We start from the raw sequence: 14,382 nt of genomic DNA on the forward strand, positions 1-14,382 counted from the left end.
ATGTCGGCTCATCGCATCCTGGGGCTGGAGCAGGTCCCAAGGGTTTGGCTGTTCGCCAATTAAAGCGGTACGCGAGCTGGGTTCAAAACGTCGTGAGACAGTTTGGTCCCTATCTGCTGTGGGCGTAGGATACTTGAGAGGCTCTGACCTTAGTACGAGAGGACCGGGTTGGAGACACCTCTGGTGTACCAGTTATCACGCCAGTGGTATCGCTGGGTAGCCATGTGTCGATTGGATAACCGCTGAAAGCATCTAAGCGGGAAACCGACCTCAAGACCAGGTATCCCGGGCGCAAGCCCCTGAAGAGCCGTCGAAGACTACGACGTTGATAGGCCGGGTGTGTAAGCGCGGTAACGCGTTGAGCTAACCGGTACTAATTGCTCGTGCGGCTTACTTTTCCTCATCTCTTGCACGCTCCCTTCCGGGGAGTAAGGGATTCGAGGCCAAGGTCGAGGCCCGGTGCGCCATTCCATGGCAGCGCCGGCCCGAGAGAATCACGGCATACAGCTTCTCTTCTCAGCAGCAATCACTTCTGCCTTCGTATGTTTCTTGTCGCCGATTTTCCGGTGGCTATATCGGAGGGGTCACACCCGTTCCCATCCCGAACACGGAAGTTAAGCCCTCCAGAGCCGATGGTACTCCGCGGGAAACCGCGTGGGAGAGTAGGTCGCTGCCGGATTTTTTTCTCATGCGCCCCTGGCGCCCTTCACTGGGCCCCAGGGGCGTTTTTTTTGCTCTCATTGCAGTGTTTGCGCCTCGCCAGGTGCGATTCATTCTCTGGCGGCTTGCTCCTGAGCCTGCTTGAGTGGCGGCTCCCTCGCATCCCAGGAGCCATCGCAAATGAAACTTCTGCGTCCCTGCCTCGGCGGTCTCCTCGCGGTTGGTCTGTTGCTGGTCCCCGTCTCCTCCCAAGCCGCCAACATCCGGCTCGGGCTGGGCGCGGATTACTGGTTCGATGAAGGCGCCGCCTTCCAGTTCAACCTCGGCGTGGAGACCCACCTGGCCGGGCCTCTTCACCTGGGTGGCCGGTTCGGGATCGCTTTCCTCACGGAGCCCAGCACGTTGGGCATCCCCATTGATCTGGTGCTGAGGTTTGATCTCACCCGCCGGTTCTACCTGGAAGGGCTCGTCGGGCCTTGGATTGTCATCGACTCGGGAGAGACCTTGCGAGCTCACGCGGCCTTCGGTTTTGGCATCAGGAGCGGCGCGCTCACCTTCGGTCTCGAGGTGGGCTACGCCAGCCCCGAGCCCATCCTGGGAGTCCGCCTCGGCTATCGCTTCTGAGGCTCGGGGCACTCAATAGTGCGGTGGACGCTCCTGCTGCTTGGCGTCCACCAACCCTGGACCTCCTTCCAGCTTGCGCTTCAGGAGGTCCACCTCCCCCTTGAGGGCGTCCAGCTGCTGCTGCTGCGCGTACAGCACGTCGCTGAGCTGCTGCAGGAGTTCCGCCTGCTGCATGTACCGGAGTTCCAGCTCGATGAAGCGCGACTCGTCCATGCGCCCAGGGATACCTCATCCCCCTCGCTCCCGTCCCGTATGAAGACCCGCGAACACTTCCAACGTGCCCGAGAGCTGCTCGCACGGGGGCTCGAGGAGCTCGCCGAGTCCGCTCTCAGTGATGCCATCGACGCCGCTGTCGCCGCCGAGGATCTGGTGCTCCTGACACAGGCCCGCCTGGCGCTCGGGGAGCTGATGTGCGCGCAGGGCCGGCACGAGGAGGCGCTTCCCTTCCTCAAGGCTGTTGTCCGGACCGAGATTGCGGACGGCTCCGTGGATCTCGAGGTCAAACGCTCCGCGCACCTGCTCCGTCAGATCCGGGGCATCGAGCCCTGAGCTGCAGGCCACGGAAGGAAGGCCTGGAGGGTCAGCGGTCTGCTCGGCAGGCATCGCGGATGAGCTCTGTCTGCCCCTGGAAGCGACGCTCCAGATCCATCTTCGTTACGCGCGCGGCCTCCGCCAGACCTGCCTTCAGCTGTATGGCGCACAGCGCCGCCAGGGGCCGAGGGTTCGAGACGTCCAGCCGATCCGCCGTGCGCAGCTCTTCCTCCGCCGAGTCCACATCCCCCAGCTGGAAGTGCGCCATTCCCAGGTGGAAGTGCGCGACCGCCGCCTGCGGGCCCTCTCCCACCGCTCGCGCAAAGAAGCTCCGCGCATCCTCGTTCCGGCCTTCGCGCGTCCGCAGCAGGCCCAGCTCCAGGTACAGCCGCTGAGCAGGCAGCCTTGCCTCCGACGCTCGGAGCGCTGCCTCGGCCTCCTCGAAGCGTCCCAGCGCGCCCAGCAGCCGCGAGTGCCGGAGCTGCACCGCCGGCTCTCCCGGCGCCTTCCGCAGCGCTCGAGCCACTGCCTCCAGCGCCCCTTCCACATCTCCGTCCTGCTCCCTCATGTCCGCCTGGAGCAAGTCTGTCCGCACGTCTCCTGGCGCCATCCGAGCGGCCCGCTCGAAGGACTCCTGTACGCAGCGCTCCATGCGCTCCACCCGGCAGATTCGTGCTCGCAGCAGCTGCGTCTCCAGAGCGTTCGGCTCTCGGCGCTCCGCTTCCTCCACGAGCTCTCGCGCCTCCGTCGGTGCTCCCTCCAACAGCAGCTCCGCTGCCTCGCGCAGCTCTGCCCCCGTTGCCTTCGGGTGGTCAATCAAGGGCTTCAGCCGGCGCACCCGGCCCTGGGGCTCCGTCATCACTCGGGCGATCGCCAGCTCCTGCTCTGGCATGTTCCTCGGCAGGAGGAGCGGAATCAGGTGCACCAGGGAGGCCAGGCCGCAGGCGAGCAGCGCGGTCTGCGTCCCGCGGCTGATTCGCCGCCGCGGGGCCGGCTCGGCTCCTGGTGCTGCCGTCTCCTCCACGCGCTCCTCCACGCCGGCTGTGTTTCCTTCGCTGCGCTGCTGCGAGGACGGGCAAGCATCATCCGCCTGCGCCGACTCTTGCGGATCCCTAGCCGCCCGCGCGCTCGCTTGCCAGCACTCCGTGCGCCCTACCGGCTCCCAGGCAACAGCGCGCTCTCACTCTTTAACTCTTGAGAGCCAGGGTCGCCCAGGGGAGCTCAGGGAACCGCTCGGAGGCGTGGACGCAACGTCGAAGGGAACTCCAGACCGCAGCTCCAGCACAGCTCGAAGTTGCCTGGATTCTCCTCATGACAGCGCGGGCAGGTGACTTCCTTGCTCGCAGCCTCACGGTTCTCCTCCAGCTCCGCGATGAGCTGGCGCGCCGCCTCCACGTCCTGTGGCCACAGCCACAGCTCGATCCACGTCTCCGTGCTCGGAATCTCACCGCTCAGAGGGGACAGTGACTCTCCGCGTACTTCCACGGACAGCCCCGCCGCCTCCAACACCCCCGCCTGCAGTCGTGCCTCACCCACCGTGCGATGGACGGCGATCCGAACCCGCGTCATCCCTCTTCTCTGTCACGCTCGCGCCCGCCCAGCAACAGGCCTCGCTGCACTCGGCGGACTACTCGTCCGCCCGCAGCATGTGCGGCAAGACCGCGTGCGCGTGTCGAGGGGTTCTCGCGTGCAGCTCCGCTGTCAGCAGGGCGTCCAGCTCCACCAGCAGCGCATCGTAGGGAGCGCCGGCCCCTTTCGCCGGGAGCCCCTTCGCCGCCAGCCGCACCCGCGGCACCTCCTCGTCCTCGAAGGCCAGGCTCACGGCCAGCCCGTTCGGTCCCCCTGCTGCCGGTGGCACCACCGCCGGCGAGGGCTTCCTTGCCGCTTCCTCCATCAGCGGGGCCAGTCGTGCGATCTCCTCCCGTGTCAGCTCTCGCTCGCTTACCTCCTCCCCCTGCTCCAATACCCGGAGGTGGTGCAGTCCCTCCACTCGCACCGCCTGCGCCCCTGTGTTCGTCCGCCCGCTGCGCTCATAGGTCACCGTTCGCACCCGCACCACCTCCCTCCTCCTCAGCTATGCACGGGCGGGCAGGTTGAACACACCTGCCGACGGCTGGCTGAGACCTCCCCGCCCTTCCAAGCTCCTGCCCCCTTCCAGCGCAGTGCCCAGGTTGATCCATCCGGGACCTCTTTCCCTCCCGGTCAGGAGAAGAACGCCATGGAACAGGACAAGGACAAGACCCCCACCCCCAACGACCAGCGCTCGACCGTGAAGAACCCCACCAGCCCCGAGTACAAGGCGGACAGAGAGAACCGTTCCGATCAGATGAATCCCAACAACCCGGCCCATCCCACCAGCCCCAAGCAGGTCAAGAAGGGGTAGCTCCGCCTCTGTAGGGGCGCTGGAGTTCCAGCGCCCCAGAGGCTCCACGTCCGGTTAGAAGAAGAAGCTCACGCTGGCCTGGGCGTTGAACGGCGCTCCCGGGGTGAAGTGCAGGTCCTCGCACCCTTCAAAGGTGTCTTCACCCGCTGGGCGTGTCCCCGCTGGGCAGCTCTCCGGCCCTGTCTCGTCCGGGAGACGGGACACGTTCGCGAACTGAGCCTCCCGCCACTCGGTGCCCAGCACGTTCTGGAGCCCCAGCGTCGCCTCGAACCAAGAGGCGCGGTAACCCACGCTGGCGTCCACTCGCGTGAAGCCCTCCGCCGTGAGGAACCGATCCTCCGTGGCAGGCCGGTCCGCCAGGTGGATCACCCCCAGGCGGCCGTAGGCGCCGCTCGGGTGGCGCGCCGACAGTCCCCCGGCCACGATCAGCGTCGGCGCCAGTGCCACCGCGTCCGCGTTCCCCGCGTTCTCCACGAACGTCGCCCGGGACACCGTCAGGTCCACGTCCGCGAAGAGCCACGGCAGGATGCGCAGCCGCGCCTCCGCCTCCAGGCCCCGACGTCGTGTCGGACCGCGCGCCTCCGTCGTTCCCTCGTCTCCTACCCAGACCAGCTCGCTGTCCAAGTCCAAGAGGAAGACCGAGCCGGCGAGATCCAACGCGTCGAAGAGGCGCGTCCGCGCTCCCAGCTCGTAGCCGCGCGCCTGCGTCAACGGCGTCACCGCGTCCGCCCCGCGCACCACGCCCCGCGCGTCGTTGGAGTGAAAGCCAGCGCCCGCGTTCAGGTAGAGCTCCGTTGCCGGGATGGCCCCGAAGACGAGGCTCGCCTTCGGCGAGATGCGTGACGCCTGTCTCGTCCCTGAGGACTTCGTCTCTTGTGTGCCCACGTCCTCCAAGTCGTCATCCACGTCGAAGCCGAAGAGATCCCCTCGCAGGCCCAGCACTGCTCGCAGCCAGGGCGTGAAGGTGATGTCCTCCTGGGCGTACAGCCCCAGGCTCCCCTCGCGCACCGTCGCGTCCACCACCGTCGCCAGGCGCTCCCGCGCGCGGTCCTCGTAGAGGCTGTTGGCGATTGCGTCCGTTCGAAGCTGCGTGCCCAGCGTGGTTTCGAAGGCCAGGCCTCGCCACTCGCGCCGGAAGCGATAGCTGGCATGGAGCCCCGCGATCGTTCGCGCGTCGTGCTGCTCGATCATGTCCCCGTTGTCCGGATCCCGGCTGAAGAAGCTGAAGTTCGAGAAGAGGTTGAGCCGATACTGCACCGCGTAGGCCAAGACGCTCACCTCCCCGCCATCCTCCGTGAGCGCACGCCACGTGCCATAGAGGCTGTGCCGCTGAGAGTTCCCACCCTCGGTGGGATCGATGAAGCCAAAACGATCGAGCCGTCCGGCGCTCACCTCGCGCAAGGGGACCTGTCCGCTCGCGTTCCACCCGCTGCCATAGGACGTCAGCGTCACCGAGAGCCAGGAGCGCTCCGAGAGCGCCCGCGTCACCTGCGTGAACAGGCTGAAGCGCTGGAGCCGCTCGGCGTTCTCGAAGGGGCCGTTCGTGCCGTACACCTGCGCCGCAATCACGGGCTCCCAGCCCTCTACCTCCGGCGCGGCGATGAACAACCCTCGCCACGTGTCGAACGAGCCCCCGCCCAGCGTCACCTGGCTCTTCTCGAAGTCTCGCCGCGTCACCAGGTTGATCGCGCCCGCCGTGGCGAAGTCCCCAAACTGCGCGAAGTACGGGCCCTTCGCCACCTCCACCCGCTCGATCAGCTCGGGGATGATCCAGTTGAGATCCGCGTACCCCTGCCCATGTGCATGGCTCACCATGTTCACCGGCACGCCATCCACGAAGAGCGCTACGTCCGTGCCGTGATCCGCATCGAAGCCGCGCAGGAAGTACTGGTTCGCCTTGCCTCCCCCCGCATGCTGGTTCGTGTAGAGCCCCGGGACGGCCTGCAGGATGTCCACGGGACGCGGGCGGGGTCGCAGGAGGAAGTCGCGATCCCTCACGCTCGAGGACGAGGCCGCCGTGAAGGACCGCCGGGCCGTCACTGTCGTCTCAAGACGGCTCGGGTCTTCTGGCGTGGAGGGTGATGGTGCTTCAGTGGAGAGATCAGGCGGTGCTTCCTGGGACTGAGGTGAGGAGGCGGTGCCTGTACTGGGAGGAGACGGTTCCTGGGACTGTGCAGCTGCAGGGGTGACTGCGCACACGAGCGCAGCGAGCACGACCCGGCGGGCCGCGCGAAGGCGAGACATGAGAGACCTCGAGAGAAGGAAGGGAGACGGACCGCGACGCGATGCGGTTGTCCCCTACGGTCCCTGAGGCATCGCCGTCGGTCGGAGCGGTGCTACCGATGCCCACTGCGGACGCTGGGGCACCTCTGCTCCCAGCGGCACCCACCCCACCACCGGAGCCAGCACCCCCACGCCCGCCACCGCCACCGCTTGCAGGTGCTCCACCGAGCCCCACTGGTGCCTGTGCGGATGCCCCCGCGTCGGCTCCTGGGAGTGCTCATGCTCGTGGCCATGGTCGGCCACCCCAGGTGCGGCGCTGGATTCCTCCGCCCCGGAAGCGTCCCCATGGAGATGCCCGTGCCCCCGCTGCTCGGCCTTTGGGTGATCCAGCCATCCCCGCGCCGTGGCCGGGAGCGCCCGCCCGCCCGCGTGGTCCACCGCCGCGTGCAGCACCGGCGCCACCACGAGCCCGTACACCAGGACCGTCAGGCCCAGGCAGGCGAGATCGCGGCGATCGTGCTGACTCCTCAAGGCCTCACGCTCAGATGGCTCCAGCGGCTGCCCGGTTGCCTAGTCGTCTTCCTCCAGACATGCAAGGCGCTCGTTGAGGAGTCCCCAGGTGCTGGCGCCGCGCTCCTGTCCCCCTCCTGACGCGCTGCGTGCACATTCCCTGCCCGCGCGCAGTCACGGCCATTAGACTCCCCCTGTGCGTCAATCTGCCGCCCTCGTTCGCACCCATACCGAGCAGGAGCTCCCTCCCCCGCCTGCCTCCCGCGCCGAGCGCCTGCGCGCTCTCGCGTCCGAAGCCTTTGATCTCCTGGTCATCGGTGGCGGCGTCACCGGTGCTGGCGCTGCGCGCGATGCGGCCCTGCGCGGCCTGCGCGTGGCCCTCGTGGAGCGCGATGACTTCGCCAGCGGCACCTCCAGCCGCTCCTCCCGCCTCATCCACGGCGGCGTGCGCTACCTGGAGCACGGCCACCTGGGCCTCGTCTTCGAGTCCAGCATCGAGCGCATGCGCCTGCTGCGCCTGGCCCCTCACCTCGTCCGCCCGCTCGCCTTCACCTGGCCCGTCTACAAGGGCGCTCGCATCCCCCGCTGGAAGCTCAACGCGGGCCTCATGCTCTATGACGCGCTGGCCCTCTTCCGGAACGTCAAGGCCCACCGCAACCTCAATGCCCGCAAGGTGATCGCCGCAGAGCCCAGTCTGCTCTCCGAGGGACTCAAGGGCGGCGCCTGCTACTACGACGCTGCCACGGACGATGCGCGCCTCACCTTCGCCAACGCGCTCGGCGCCTCCGAGGCCGGCGCCGTCGTCCTCAACCATGCCTCCGTGAGCAGGCTCGTCATCGAGGAGGGCAAGGCCCGCGGCGCCGTCGTGGTGGACCACCTCTCCGGTCAGGAGCACACCGTCCGCGCCCGCGTCCTCGTCAACGCCACCGGCCCGTGGAGCGATGAGATCCGCAAGCTCGACTCTCAGCGAGAGGCCCCCGCCGTGCGCGGCAGCAAGGGCGTCCACATCGCCGTCCCTCGCGAGCGGCTCGGCAACCACAACGCCCTCACGCTCCTGTCCCCCGTGGACGGGCGCGTCATGTTCGTGCTCCCCGCGGACAAGCACGCCATCGTCGGCACCACGGAGACCGCCACCCGCGCCCACCCCGCCGAGGTACGCGCCAGCGAGGCCGATGTGGCCTACCTCCTTGCCTCCGCCAACGCCTTCTTCCCCCAGGCGAAGCTCGTGCGCTCCGACGTCGTCAGCGCCTGGGCTGGCATCCGCCCCCTCGTGGCCCGCGGCTACAGCCAGGGGGGAGGCGCCGGCAGCGCCAGCCGCGAGCACGTCATCGACCTCAGCCCCTCCGGCGTCATCGCCATCAGCGGCGGCAAGCTCACCACCTACCGCGTCATGGCCCGCGATGTGGTCAACGCCGTCGAGCGCCAGCTCCAAGTCCCCCTCCGGAAGTCCGGCACCGAGACGCTGCCCCTGCCCGGCGGCAACCTGCGCTCCGTTGACGCCGAGCTGGAGGTCGCGCTCCGCGAAGTGGCCCACGTGGATGTGGCCCTCCATCTCGTGCGCGCGTATGGCAGCCGGTGGCGCCAGGTGTGGGGGCTCACTCGCGAGGAGGCCTCACTCGCCCAGCCGCTCGTCGAGGGGCTGCCCTACCTGCGCGCCGAGGCGGCTCACGGCGTCTCCCACGAGTTCGTCCATACCCTGGCCGACCTGCTCATCCGTCGCCTCAAGGTCGCCTTCGAGACGCGCGATCAAGGTGCCGAGGCGGCCCGGGCTGCCGCCGAAGTCATGGCCCCGCGGCTCGGCTGGAACAGCGCGGAGACGCAGCGGCAGCTCGAGGCCTACACCCATGACGCGGGCCGCATCTTCAGTATCGACCCGGCGGACGGTTGACAGTTCGCCCGCAAACCGTTCGTCGGCGCACGCCTTCTCTATGCATGGTGGATGTGATCCCGTGTGTGCATGCCTCCTTCGCAGGCAGGCACCCGGGCGCCGTGCTTAAGTTCCGTGGGGAACGCGGCTGCCCGTCCGCCCGTTCACCCCGGCTGGCACGGAGCTGGCAGTGGTCCCACCCCTGAGGGGCAAAGAGGTGCGTATGAAGCGTTGGGTCTGGCTGGGCCTCGTTGGTCTTCTCGCCGCTTGCAAGAACGAGGAGGAACCGGAACCGCTCCCTCCTCCCGTGACGAACCCTCTGGACTGCACCACCACGACGGAGGAGGGGATGCCCGCCGAGCGTCTCTCTGCCCTGTCCGAGGAGCCCGAGGCGCAGGATGGCCGGCAGTCCTTCCTCATCCGCTATCGCCGGACGGTGTCCTCCCTGGCCGCGAGGGCCGCCGAGGACTCCGTGAAGCGCGCGGGTGGTCAGGTGACGGCGAGCTGGGCCGGTCTGGGCGCCGTGGCGGCCCGGCTGACGCCTGAGCAGCGCGCGGTCCTGGCCCAGGATCCGGACGTGCTCACCCTGGAGCGGGATCGGACGGTGCGCGCCTTCGAGCGACAGGCGCTGGCCACCTCCGGCTCCGTGGGCGAGTACACCGAGGGGCTGAAGCTGGTGCAGGCCCCCCTGGTGTGGGACGCCAACAACGACGGAGTGCTCGACGCCACCGCGCCCAACGGCACGGGCATCAAGGTCTGTGTCGTCGACAGCGGCTGGGACAACCGGCACCCGGAGCTGCAGGCGGCCTACGTGGCCGGCAAGGACTTCGTCGACGACGATGACGAGCCGCTGGACTTCGAGACGAACACCGGGAAGTGGGGCGGCGGCCACGGCACGCACACGGCGGCCACCGTCGTCGCGCAGCTGGGCTCGCATGGCACCGTGAACCCGGGCGAGGAGCCCAACGGCGTCGTCGGCGTGGCGCCCGGCGTCGGGTTGCTCGTGGCGCGCGTGCTCAACACCCGCGGCAACGGCAGCACCGCGGACATCATCTCCGCGATCGAGTGGTGCCAGCAGCAGGGCGCCAAGGTCATCTCCCTGTCGCTGGGCGCTCCGGAGCCCAGCGCCACCGAGGAGGCGGCGTTCAAGGCCGCTGTCCTGGCCGGGCTGCTCCCCATCGCGGCCACGGGCAACAGTGGCACGGGAGACCCGGCCACCGAGCCAGGCGTGGCCTACCCTGCCGCCTATGACGGCGTGCTCGCCGTGGGCGCGGTGAACTTCAAGAGCGAACACCCCGCCTTCTCGCAGGTGGGTCCGCAGGTCGCCCTGGTGGCCCCCGGCGTGGACGTGCTGTCGGCGATGATCGTCGGCGCCGAGTCCTTCTCCCAGGTGGAGGTGGACGGCAGGACGTTCGAGTCCCGCTCGCTCGCGTTCGCTCCCCTGGGTGAGTACACCGGCAAGCTGCTCACGTGCGGCATCGGCAACTCGAAGAGCGCCTGCGGCGATGAGGCCACGTGCGATGGCTTCGTCGCGTATGTGGATCGCGGCGGGCTGGATGGGGAGGGCAACGGCCTCACCTTCGCGAAGAAGGTCACCTTCATGCGCCGGGCCGGCGCCAAGGCCGTCCTCGTCGGCAACAACGATCCAGGAGACGGCATCGGCAACTTCACCCTGGGCACCGAGGACACCTGGCTGCCGACCGCCTCCGTCTCTCATGCGGACGGCTCGGCCCTCAAGGGGCTCAAGGGCAAGGCCGCGAAGGTGAAGCTGGTGGGTGTGGACTACTCGCGGTTGACGGGTACCTCCATGGCCACGCCGCATGTGAGCGGTGTGGCCGCGCTGCTGTGGAGCGCACGCCCCACGCTCACTGCGCTGCAGGTGCGCGCGCTGCTCCAGGACTCCGCTCAGGATCTGGGGACCTCGGGCCGGGACAACGCCTTCGGCTTCGGGCTGGTGCAGGCCAAGGCGGCCCTGGACCTGCTCCAGACGCGCCACCCCTGAGGTGTCGCAACACCTGACGGGGTGAGGGGAAGTCATACCCTCACCCCGTTGTGCCCCAGGCTCCCGGTTGAACGGTGGATGAGAGACAGCGCTCTCCCGCACCGTTTGTCGGCTCACGTCACGCCCGTGCCGTTGTGCGCGGCCCTACAGAGGCCCGCCCCTGCCACGTGCCGCCCTGCGCTCACCGTACATAAGACTGGGTGGGAACGCGGATGCCCGTCCTCCGCACACCCCGGCTGGCACTCGTCCGGCTGCGGTACCACCCGAGCGAGGGCGAAAGTGAGCGCGTATGAAGCGGTGGGTCTGGCTGGGACTCCTGGGGTGCGCAGCGGCCTGCAACGACGCCCATGAGCCGTACCCCCCAGCCTCCGCGAGGGACTCAGACTGCGCGAGCGCGAGCGGGCAAGCGCTGCCGCCGGAGGAGCGCTCCTGGGAGGCCGTGGGCAGGGACGCCGAGGCGCCCGTGAGCACAGCGGATGGCCGTGAGCCCTTCCTCGTCCGCTACCGTCGTGCGGTGCCCACCGCGCTCGCCGCGAGGACCGCCACGGATGCGGTGACGCGCGCGGGCGGCCAGGTCACTGTGCGCTGGAGTCATCTGGACGCCGTGGCCGCACGGCTCACGCCCGAGCAGCGCATGGCGCTGGACCAGGATCCCGACGTCCTCTCCATCGAGCGGGACGGGCGGGTCCACGCCTTCGCGCGGCAGGCGCTGGCCGTCACCGGCTCCGTGGGCGAGTACACCGAGGGGCTGCAGCAGGTGCAGGCTCCCCGGGTGTGGGATGCCGACAACGACGGGGTGCTCGACGCCGCGGCCCCCAATGGTTCAGGCATCAAGGTGTGCGTCATCGACAGCGGCTGGGACCACCGGCATCCGGAGCTGCAGGCGGCCTACGCGGGTGGCAAGGACTTCGTCGACGGTGATGACGAGCCGCTGGACTTCGACAGGCACATCGGGAAGTGGGGCAGTGGCCATGGCACGCACACGGCTGCGACCATTGCCGCTCAGCTGGGTGCGCACGGTACCGTGGAGCCCGGCGAAGAGCCGAACGGTGTGGTTGGTGTGGCGCCTGGCGTGGAGCTGCTCGTGGCGCGCGTGCTCAACCTGCGAGGCCAGGGCAATGACTCGGCCATCATCTCCGCATTGGCATGGTGCCAGCAGCAGGGGGCCCGCATCGCGTCGCTCTCGCTGGGCACCCCGAATCGCAGCGCCTTGGTGAAGGAGGCCGTCACGCACGCCGTTGACGCGGGGATGCTCGTGATCGCCGCCAGCGGCAACAGTGGCACGGGCGATTCGGCGACCGAGCCTCACATCTCCTACCCTGCCGCGTTTGACGGCGTCGTGGCCGTGGGTGCGGTGAGCTTCAACGGCGAGCGGCCTTCCTTCTCGCAGGTGGGCCCGCAGCTGTCCCTGGTAGCGCCGGGCGTGGGCGTCCTGTCCGCGACGGTCTTGCAAGGAGCGTCTTACTCGCAGGTAGCGGTGGACGGGAGGACGATCGAGTCTCACTCGGTCGCGTTCGCCCCCGTGGGCCAGTACAGCGGGAAGGTGCTCGTGTGTGGCCTGGGGGACTCGCTCGATGCTTGTGGCAGAGAGGCCACCTGCGACGGCTTCGTTGCGTATGTAGACCATGGCGGGCTGGATGAGACGGGCTACCGCCTCAGCTCCGCCAGGAAGGTCACCAACCTGCGCCGGGCTGGCGCCAGGGCCGTCATCATCGGCAACGATGACCCGAGCCAAGGCACGGGAGCCTTCGGGCTCCATGGCGAGGGGACATGGGTGCCTGCTGCCTCCGTGTCCCACGTCAGCGGCTCCACCATCAAGGGGCTCGAGGGCAGGGAGGCCACGGTCCATATCATCGGCGTGGACTACGAGCGCCTGGAGGGGACCTCGATGGCCGCGCCGCATGTGAGTGGCGTGGCCGCCCTGCTCTGGAGCGCGCGCCCCACGCTCACCGCGGCGCAAGTGCGCCAGCTCCTGGAGGACTCTGCCCAGGACCTGGGACTTGCGGGACGTGACAACACGTTCGGCTTCGGGCTGGTGCAGGCCAAGAGGGCCTTGGACCTGCTCCAGACGCGCTACCCCAGGCCCTGAGGCTCAGTGCTGGAGCGCCTCAGCGCTGGAGCGCTTCATCAATGGCCTGGGTGAAGGTGTTCAGCGGCTGCACGCCCATGATGGGCTTGCCGTTGATGAAGAAGGTGGGCGTGCCTCTGATACCGCGTCGCTGGGCCTCCGCCACCTCCGTGTCCACGTAGTTGCTCCAGGTGCTCGAGTCGAGCGCGCGGCGGAAGCGCTCCACGTCCAGGTTCAGCTGGCCGGCCACCGCCTCCAGCGAGGCGCGGTCCAGCGCGCTCTGGTTGGAGAAGAGCGCGTCGTGGAACTCCCAGAAGCGGCCCTGCTCGTGCGCGGCCATGGAGGCGGCTGCCGCCAGGCGCGCGTTCCCGTGCATGGGCAGCGGCTGCTGGCGGAAGACGAGCCGCACCTGATCTCCATACTTGTCACGCAGCTGCTTGAGGGTGGCCGCTCCCCGCGCGCAGAACGGGCACTGGAAGTCCGACCACACCTCGACCGTCACCTTCGCGTCCGAGGGCCCCAGAGAGGGGGCCTCCGCGCGGGGAGTCGCGGGGATGAGGGTGCTGTCGTCCTGCTTGTGCGGACAGTTCTTGTTGCACTCCTCGGTGGGGTGGGACGGAGAGGGCGCGCTGGCAACCGCAAGCGCAGACACACCCAGCAGCACGGCGACAGCCGCGCCGGCGGACAGGAACACCTTCATGACGGACCTCTTGGTGGAGTGGAAGACGGCGCTCCAGGGACGGAGCGGGCGGCGCGGCTTCGTGCTCGCCGCGCACCCAGGAGTGTCACCAGCCGCGCGTGGGTTTCAGCGCTGCTTCAGTAAGAGGGCAGCGCGGGCGAGGCGATGAGGCACGCGTGGTAGCGATCCTCCAGCGCCGCCACCGCCTCGCCGCTCGAGTCCACGCAAGCCTGCAGCAGTCCCGAGGCGAGCACTTCCTGGCTCCACAGCTCCTCGGTGGAGCTCACGGGGCGCACCTGCACCACGCTGAAGAAGAGGAAGGCCACGGCGGCCGCGGCTCCCATCGCCATCATCCCTCGGTGAGACCACTGGCCCCGGCGCGGAGCAGGCCGCTCCGAGCGGTGCGGCACAGCCACCGGAGTGGGCGCGGAGCGGACCGGAGCCTTCGCCTCGGTCAGCCGAGCCTCCAGGGCCTCGAAGCTCAGGGCCGGGCGCGCGGGCATGCGGCGGGCGCGCTGGTTCATCCACCCTCGCTCCAGCTTCAGCCAGGCCAGCGCGTGGGTGCATGCGGAACACCCCTCGGCGTGGGCGCGCACCCGCTCCGCGTCCGCCGGGGACAGCTCTCCGGCCAGCAGCGCGTCCAGCTCCTGCTCGCGGCAAGCGTAGCTCATGGGCGTCCTCCGACGTGGGCGGCCAGCCGCTCGCGGAGCTGCAACCGCGCGCGGTGGATCTCGTTCTTCACCTTGGGCAGTGACCAACCCATGACCTGGGCGATCTCCTCGTAGGGCAGGCCGTGATCGATGCGCAGCAGCAGCGCCGAGCGCCGCTCCTCGCG

At 68.9% G+C, this 14,382-nt stretch carries 15 protein-coding genes and 2 rRNA genes; 8 read left to right on the forward strand and 9 right to left on the reverse strand.

Annotation, left to right across the window (positions count from 1 at the left end; translation table 11 throughout):
• From VD972_RS21060 to VD972_RS21070, 3 genes are all read left to right on the forward strand, one after another.
• A 23S ribosomal RNA gene (locus VD972_RS21060) occupies nt 1-398 on the forward strand; the annotation flags it as partial.
• 164 nt (nt 399-562) lie between these two features.
• Nucleotides 563-679: ribosomal RNA gene (rrf, locus tag VD972_RS21065) — 5S ribosomal RNA — on the forward strand.
• Nucleotides 680-840: 161 nt separating this feature from the next.
• Entirely contained in the window at nt 841-1,284 is a 444-nt protein-coding gene (locus VD972_RS21070) for a hypothetical protein (RefSeq protein ID WP_324989726.1), read from the forward strand.
• A gap of 12 nt (nt 1,285-1,296) precedes the next feature.
• Here VD972_RS21070 and VD972_RS21075 read toward each other — a convergent pair whose 3' ends face one another.
• The gene (locus tag VD972_RS21075; protein ID WP_324989728.1) at nt 1,297-1,497 is read right to left on the reverse strand and encodes a SlyX family protein; all 201 of its coding nucleotides are present in this window, start codon (nt 1,495-1,497) and stop codon (nt 1,297-1,299) included.
• Between the two features lie 39 nt (nt 1,498-1,536).
• Here VD972_RS21075 and VD972_RS21080 point away from each other — a divergent pair, with 39 nt between their 5' ends.
• A complete protein-coding gene (locus VD972_RS21080) occupies nt 1,537-1,833 on the forward strand; it encodes a hypothetical protein (RefSeq protein ID WP_324989730.1) in 297 nt (98 codons plus the stop codon).
• 31 nt (nt 1,834-1,864) lie between these two features.
• Here the strand turns inward: VD972_RS21080 and VD972_RS21085 are convergent, their stop codons facing one another.
• From VD972_RS21085 to VD972_RS21095, 3 genes are all read right to left on the reverse strand, one after another.
• On the reverse strand, nt 1,865-2,851 hold the full coding sequence (locus VD972_RS21085) for a tetratricopeptide repeat protein (RefSeq protein ID WP_324989732.1): 987 nt from the start codon (nt 2,849-2,851) through the stop codon (nt 1,865-1,867).
• Nucleotides 2,852-3,036: 185 nt separating this feature from the next.
• Nucleotides 3,037-3,384: a DUF7577 domain-containing protein gene (locus tag VD972_RS21090; protein ID WP_324989734.1), complete on the reverse strand. Its 348-nt coding sequence runs from the start codon at nt 3,382-3,384 to the stop codon at nt 3,037-3,039.
• Between the two features lie 58 nt (nt 3,385-3,442).
• Nucleotides 3,443-3,865, reverse strand: coding sequence for a hypothetical protein (locus tag VD972_RS21095; protein ID WP_324989748.1), 423 nt, complete (start codon nt 3,863-3,865; stop codon nt 3,443-3,445).
• A gap of 168 nt (nt 3,866-4,033) precedes the next feature.
• Between VD972_RS21095 and VD972_RS21100 the strand changes: the two genes are divergently transcribed.
• Nucleotides 4,034-4,198, forward strand: coding sequence for a hypothetical protein (locus VD972_RS21100; RefSeq protein ID WP_324989735.1), 165 nt, complete (start codon nt 4,034-4,036; stop codon nt 4,196-4,198).
• Nucleotides 4,199-4,252: 54 nt separating this feature from the next.
• Here the strand turns inward: VD972_RS21100 and VD972_RS21105 are convergent, their stop codons facing one another.
• Complete coding sequence (locus VD972_RS21105; RefSeq protein WP_324989737.1) at nt 4,253-6,238, reverse strand: TonB-dependent receptor; 1,986 nt, start codon at nt 6,236-6,238, stop codon at nt 4,253-4,255.
• 258 nt (nt 6,239-6,496) lie between these two features.
• Nucleotides 6,497-6,952 (reverse strand): hypothetical protein, encoded by a 456-nt coding sequence (locus VD972_RS21110; RefSeq protein ID WP_324989739.1) that lies wholly within the window; start codon nt 6,950-6,952, stop codon nt 6,497-6,499.
• 175 nt (nt 6,953-7,127) lie between these two features.
• On the opposite strand from VD972_RS21110, the gene glpD reads away from it, so the two are divergent.
• The 3 genes from glpD to VD972_RS21125 all read left to right on the forward strand — a co-directional run bounded on the left by glpD (nt 7,128) and on the right by VD972_RS21125 (nt 12,889).
• The gene (gene glpD, locus VD972_RS21115; RefSeq protein ID WP_324989740.1) at nt 7,128-8,819 is read left to right on the forward strand and encodes a glycerol-3-phosphate dehydrogenase; all 1,692 of its coding nucleotides are present in this window, start codon (nt 7,128-7,130) and stop codon (nt 8,817-8,819) included.
• A 286-nt stretch (nt 8,820-9,105) separates the two neighbouring features.
• Nucleotides 9,106-10,800 (forward strand): S8 family serine peptidase, encoded by a 1,695-nt coding sequence (locus tag VD972_RS21120; protein ID WP_324989741.1) that lies wholly within the window; start codon nt 9,106-9,108, stop codon nt 10,798-10,800.
• 289 nt (nt 10,801-11,089) lie between these two features.
• A complete protein-coding gene (locus VD972_RS21125) occupies nt 11,090-12,889 on the forward strand; it encodes a S8 family serine peptidase (RefSeq protein ID WP_324989743.1) in 1,800 nt (599 codons plus the stop codon).
• A gap of 19 nt (nt 12,890-12,908) precedes the next feature.
• On the opposite strand, the gene VD972_RS21130 is transcribed toward VD972_RS21125, so the two are convergent.
• The 3 genes from VD972_RS21130 to VD972_RS21140 form a co-directional block, all read right to left on the reverse strand.
• On the reverse strand, nt 12,909-13,568 hold the full coding sequence (locus tag VD972_RS21130) for a DsbA family protein (RefSeq protein WP_324989745.1): 660 nt from the start codon (nt 13,566-13,568) through the stop codon (nt 12,909-12,911).
• 116 nt (nt 13,569-13,684) lie between these two features.
• Nucleotides 13,685-14,218, reverse strand: coding sequence for a zf-HC2 domain-containing protein (locus VD972_RS21135; RefSeq protein ID WP_324989747.1), 534 nt, complete (start codon nt 14,216-14,218; stop codon nt 13,685-13,687).
• The coding region (locus VD972_RS21140; RefSeq protein WP_324989750.1) for a sigma factor-like helix-turn-helix DNA-binding protein at nt 14,215-14,382 on the reverse strand (168 nt) is incomplete at its 5' end. The genes VD972_RS21135 and VD972_RS21140, both read right to left, overlap by 4 nt.

Origin of the sequence: Hyalangium sp. (assembly GCF_035629615.1) — a bacterium.
In the GTDB taxonomy this organism is placed as follows: Bacteria; Myxococcota; Myxococcia; order Myxococcales; family Myxococcaceae; genus Hyalangium.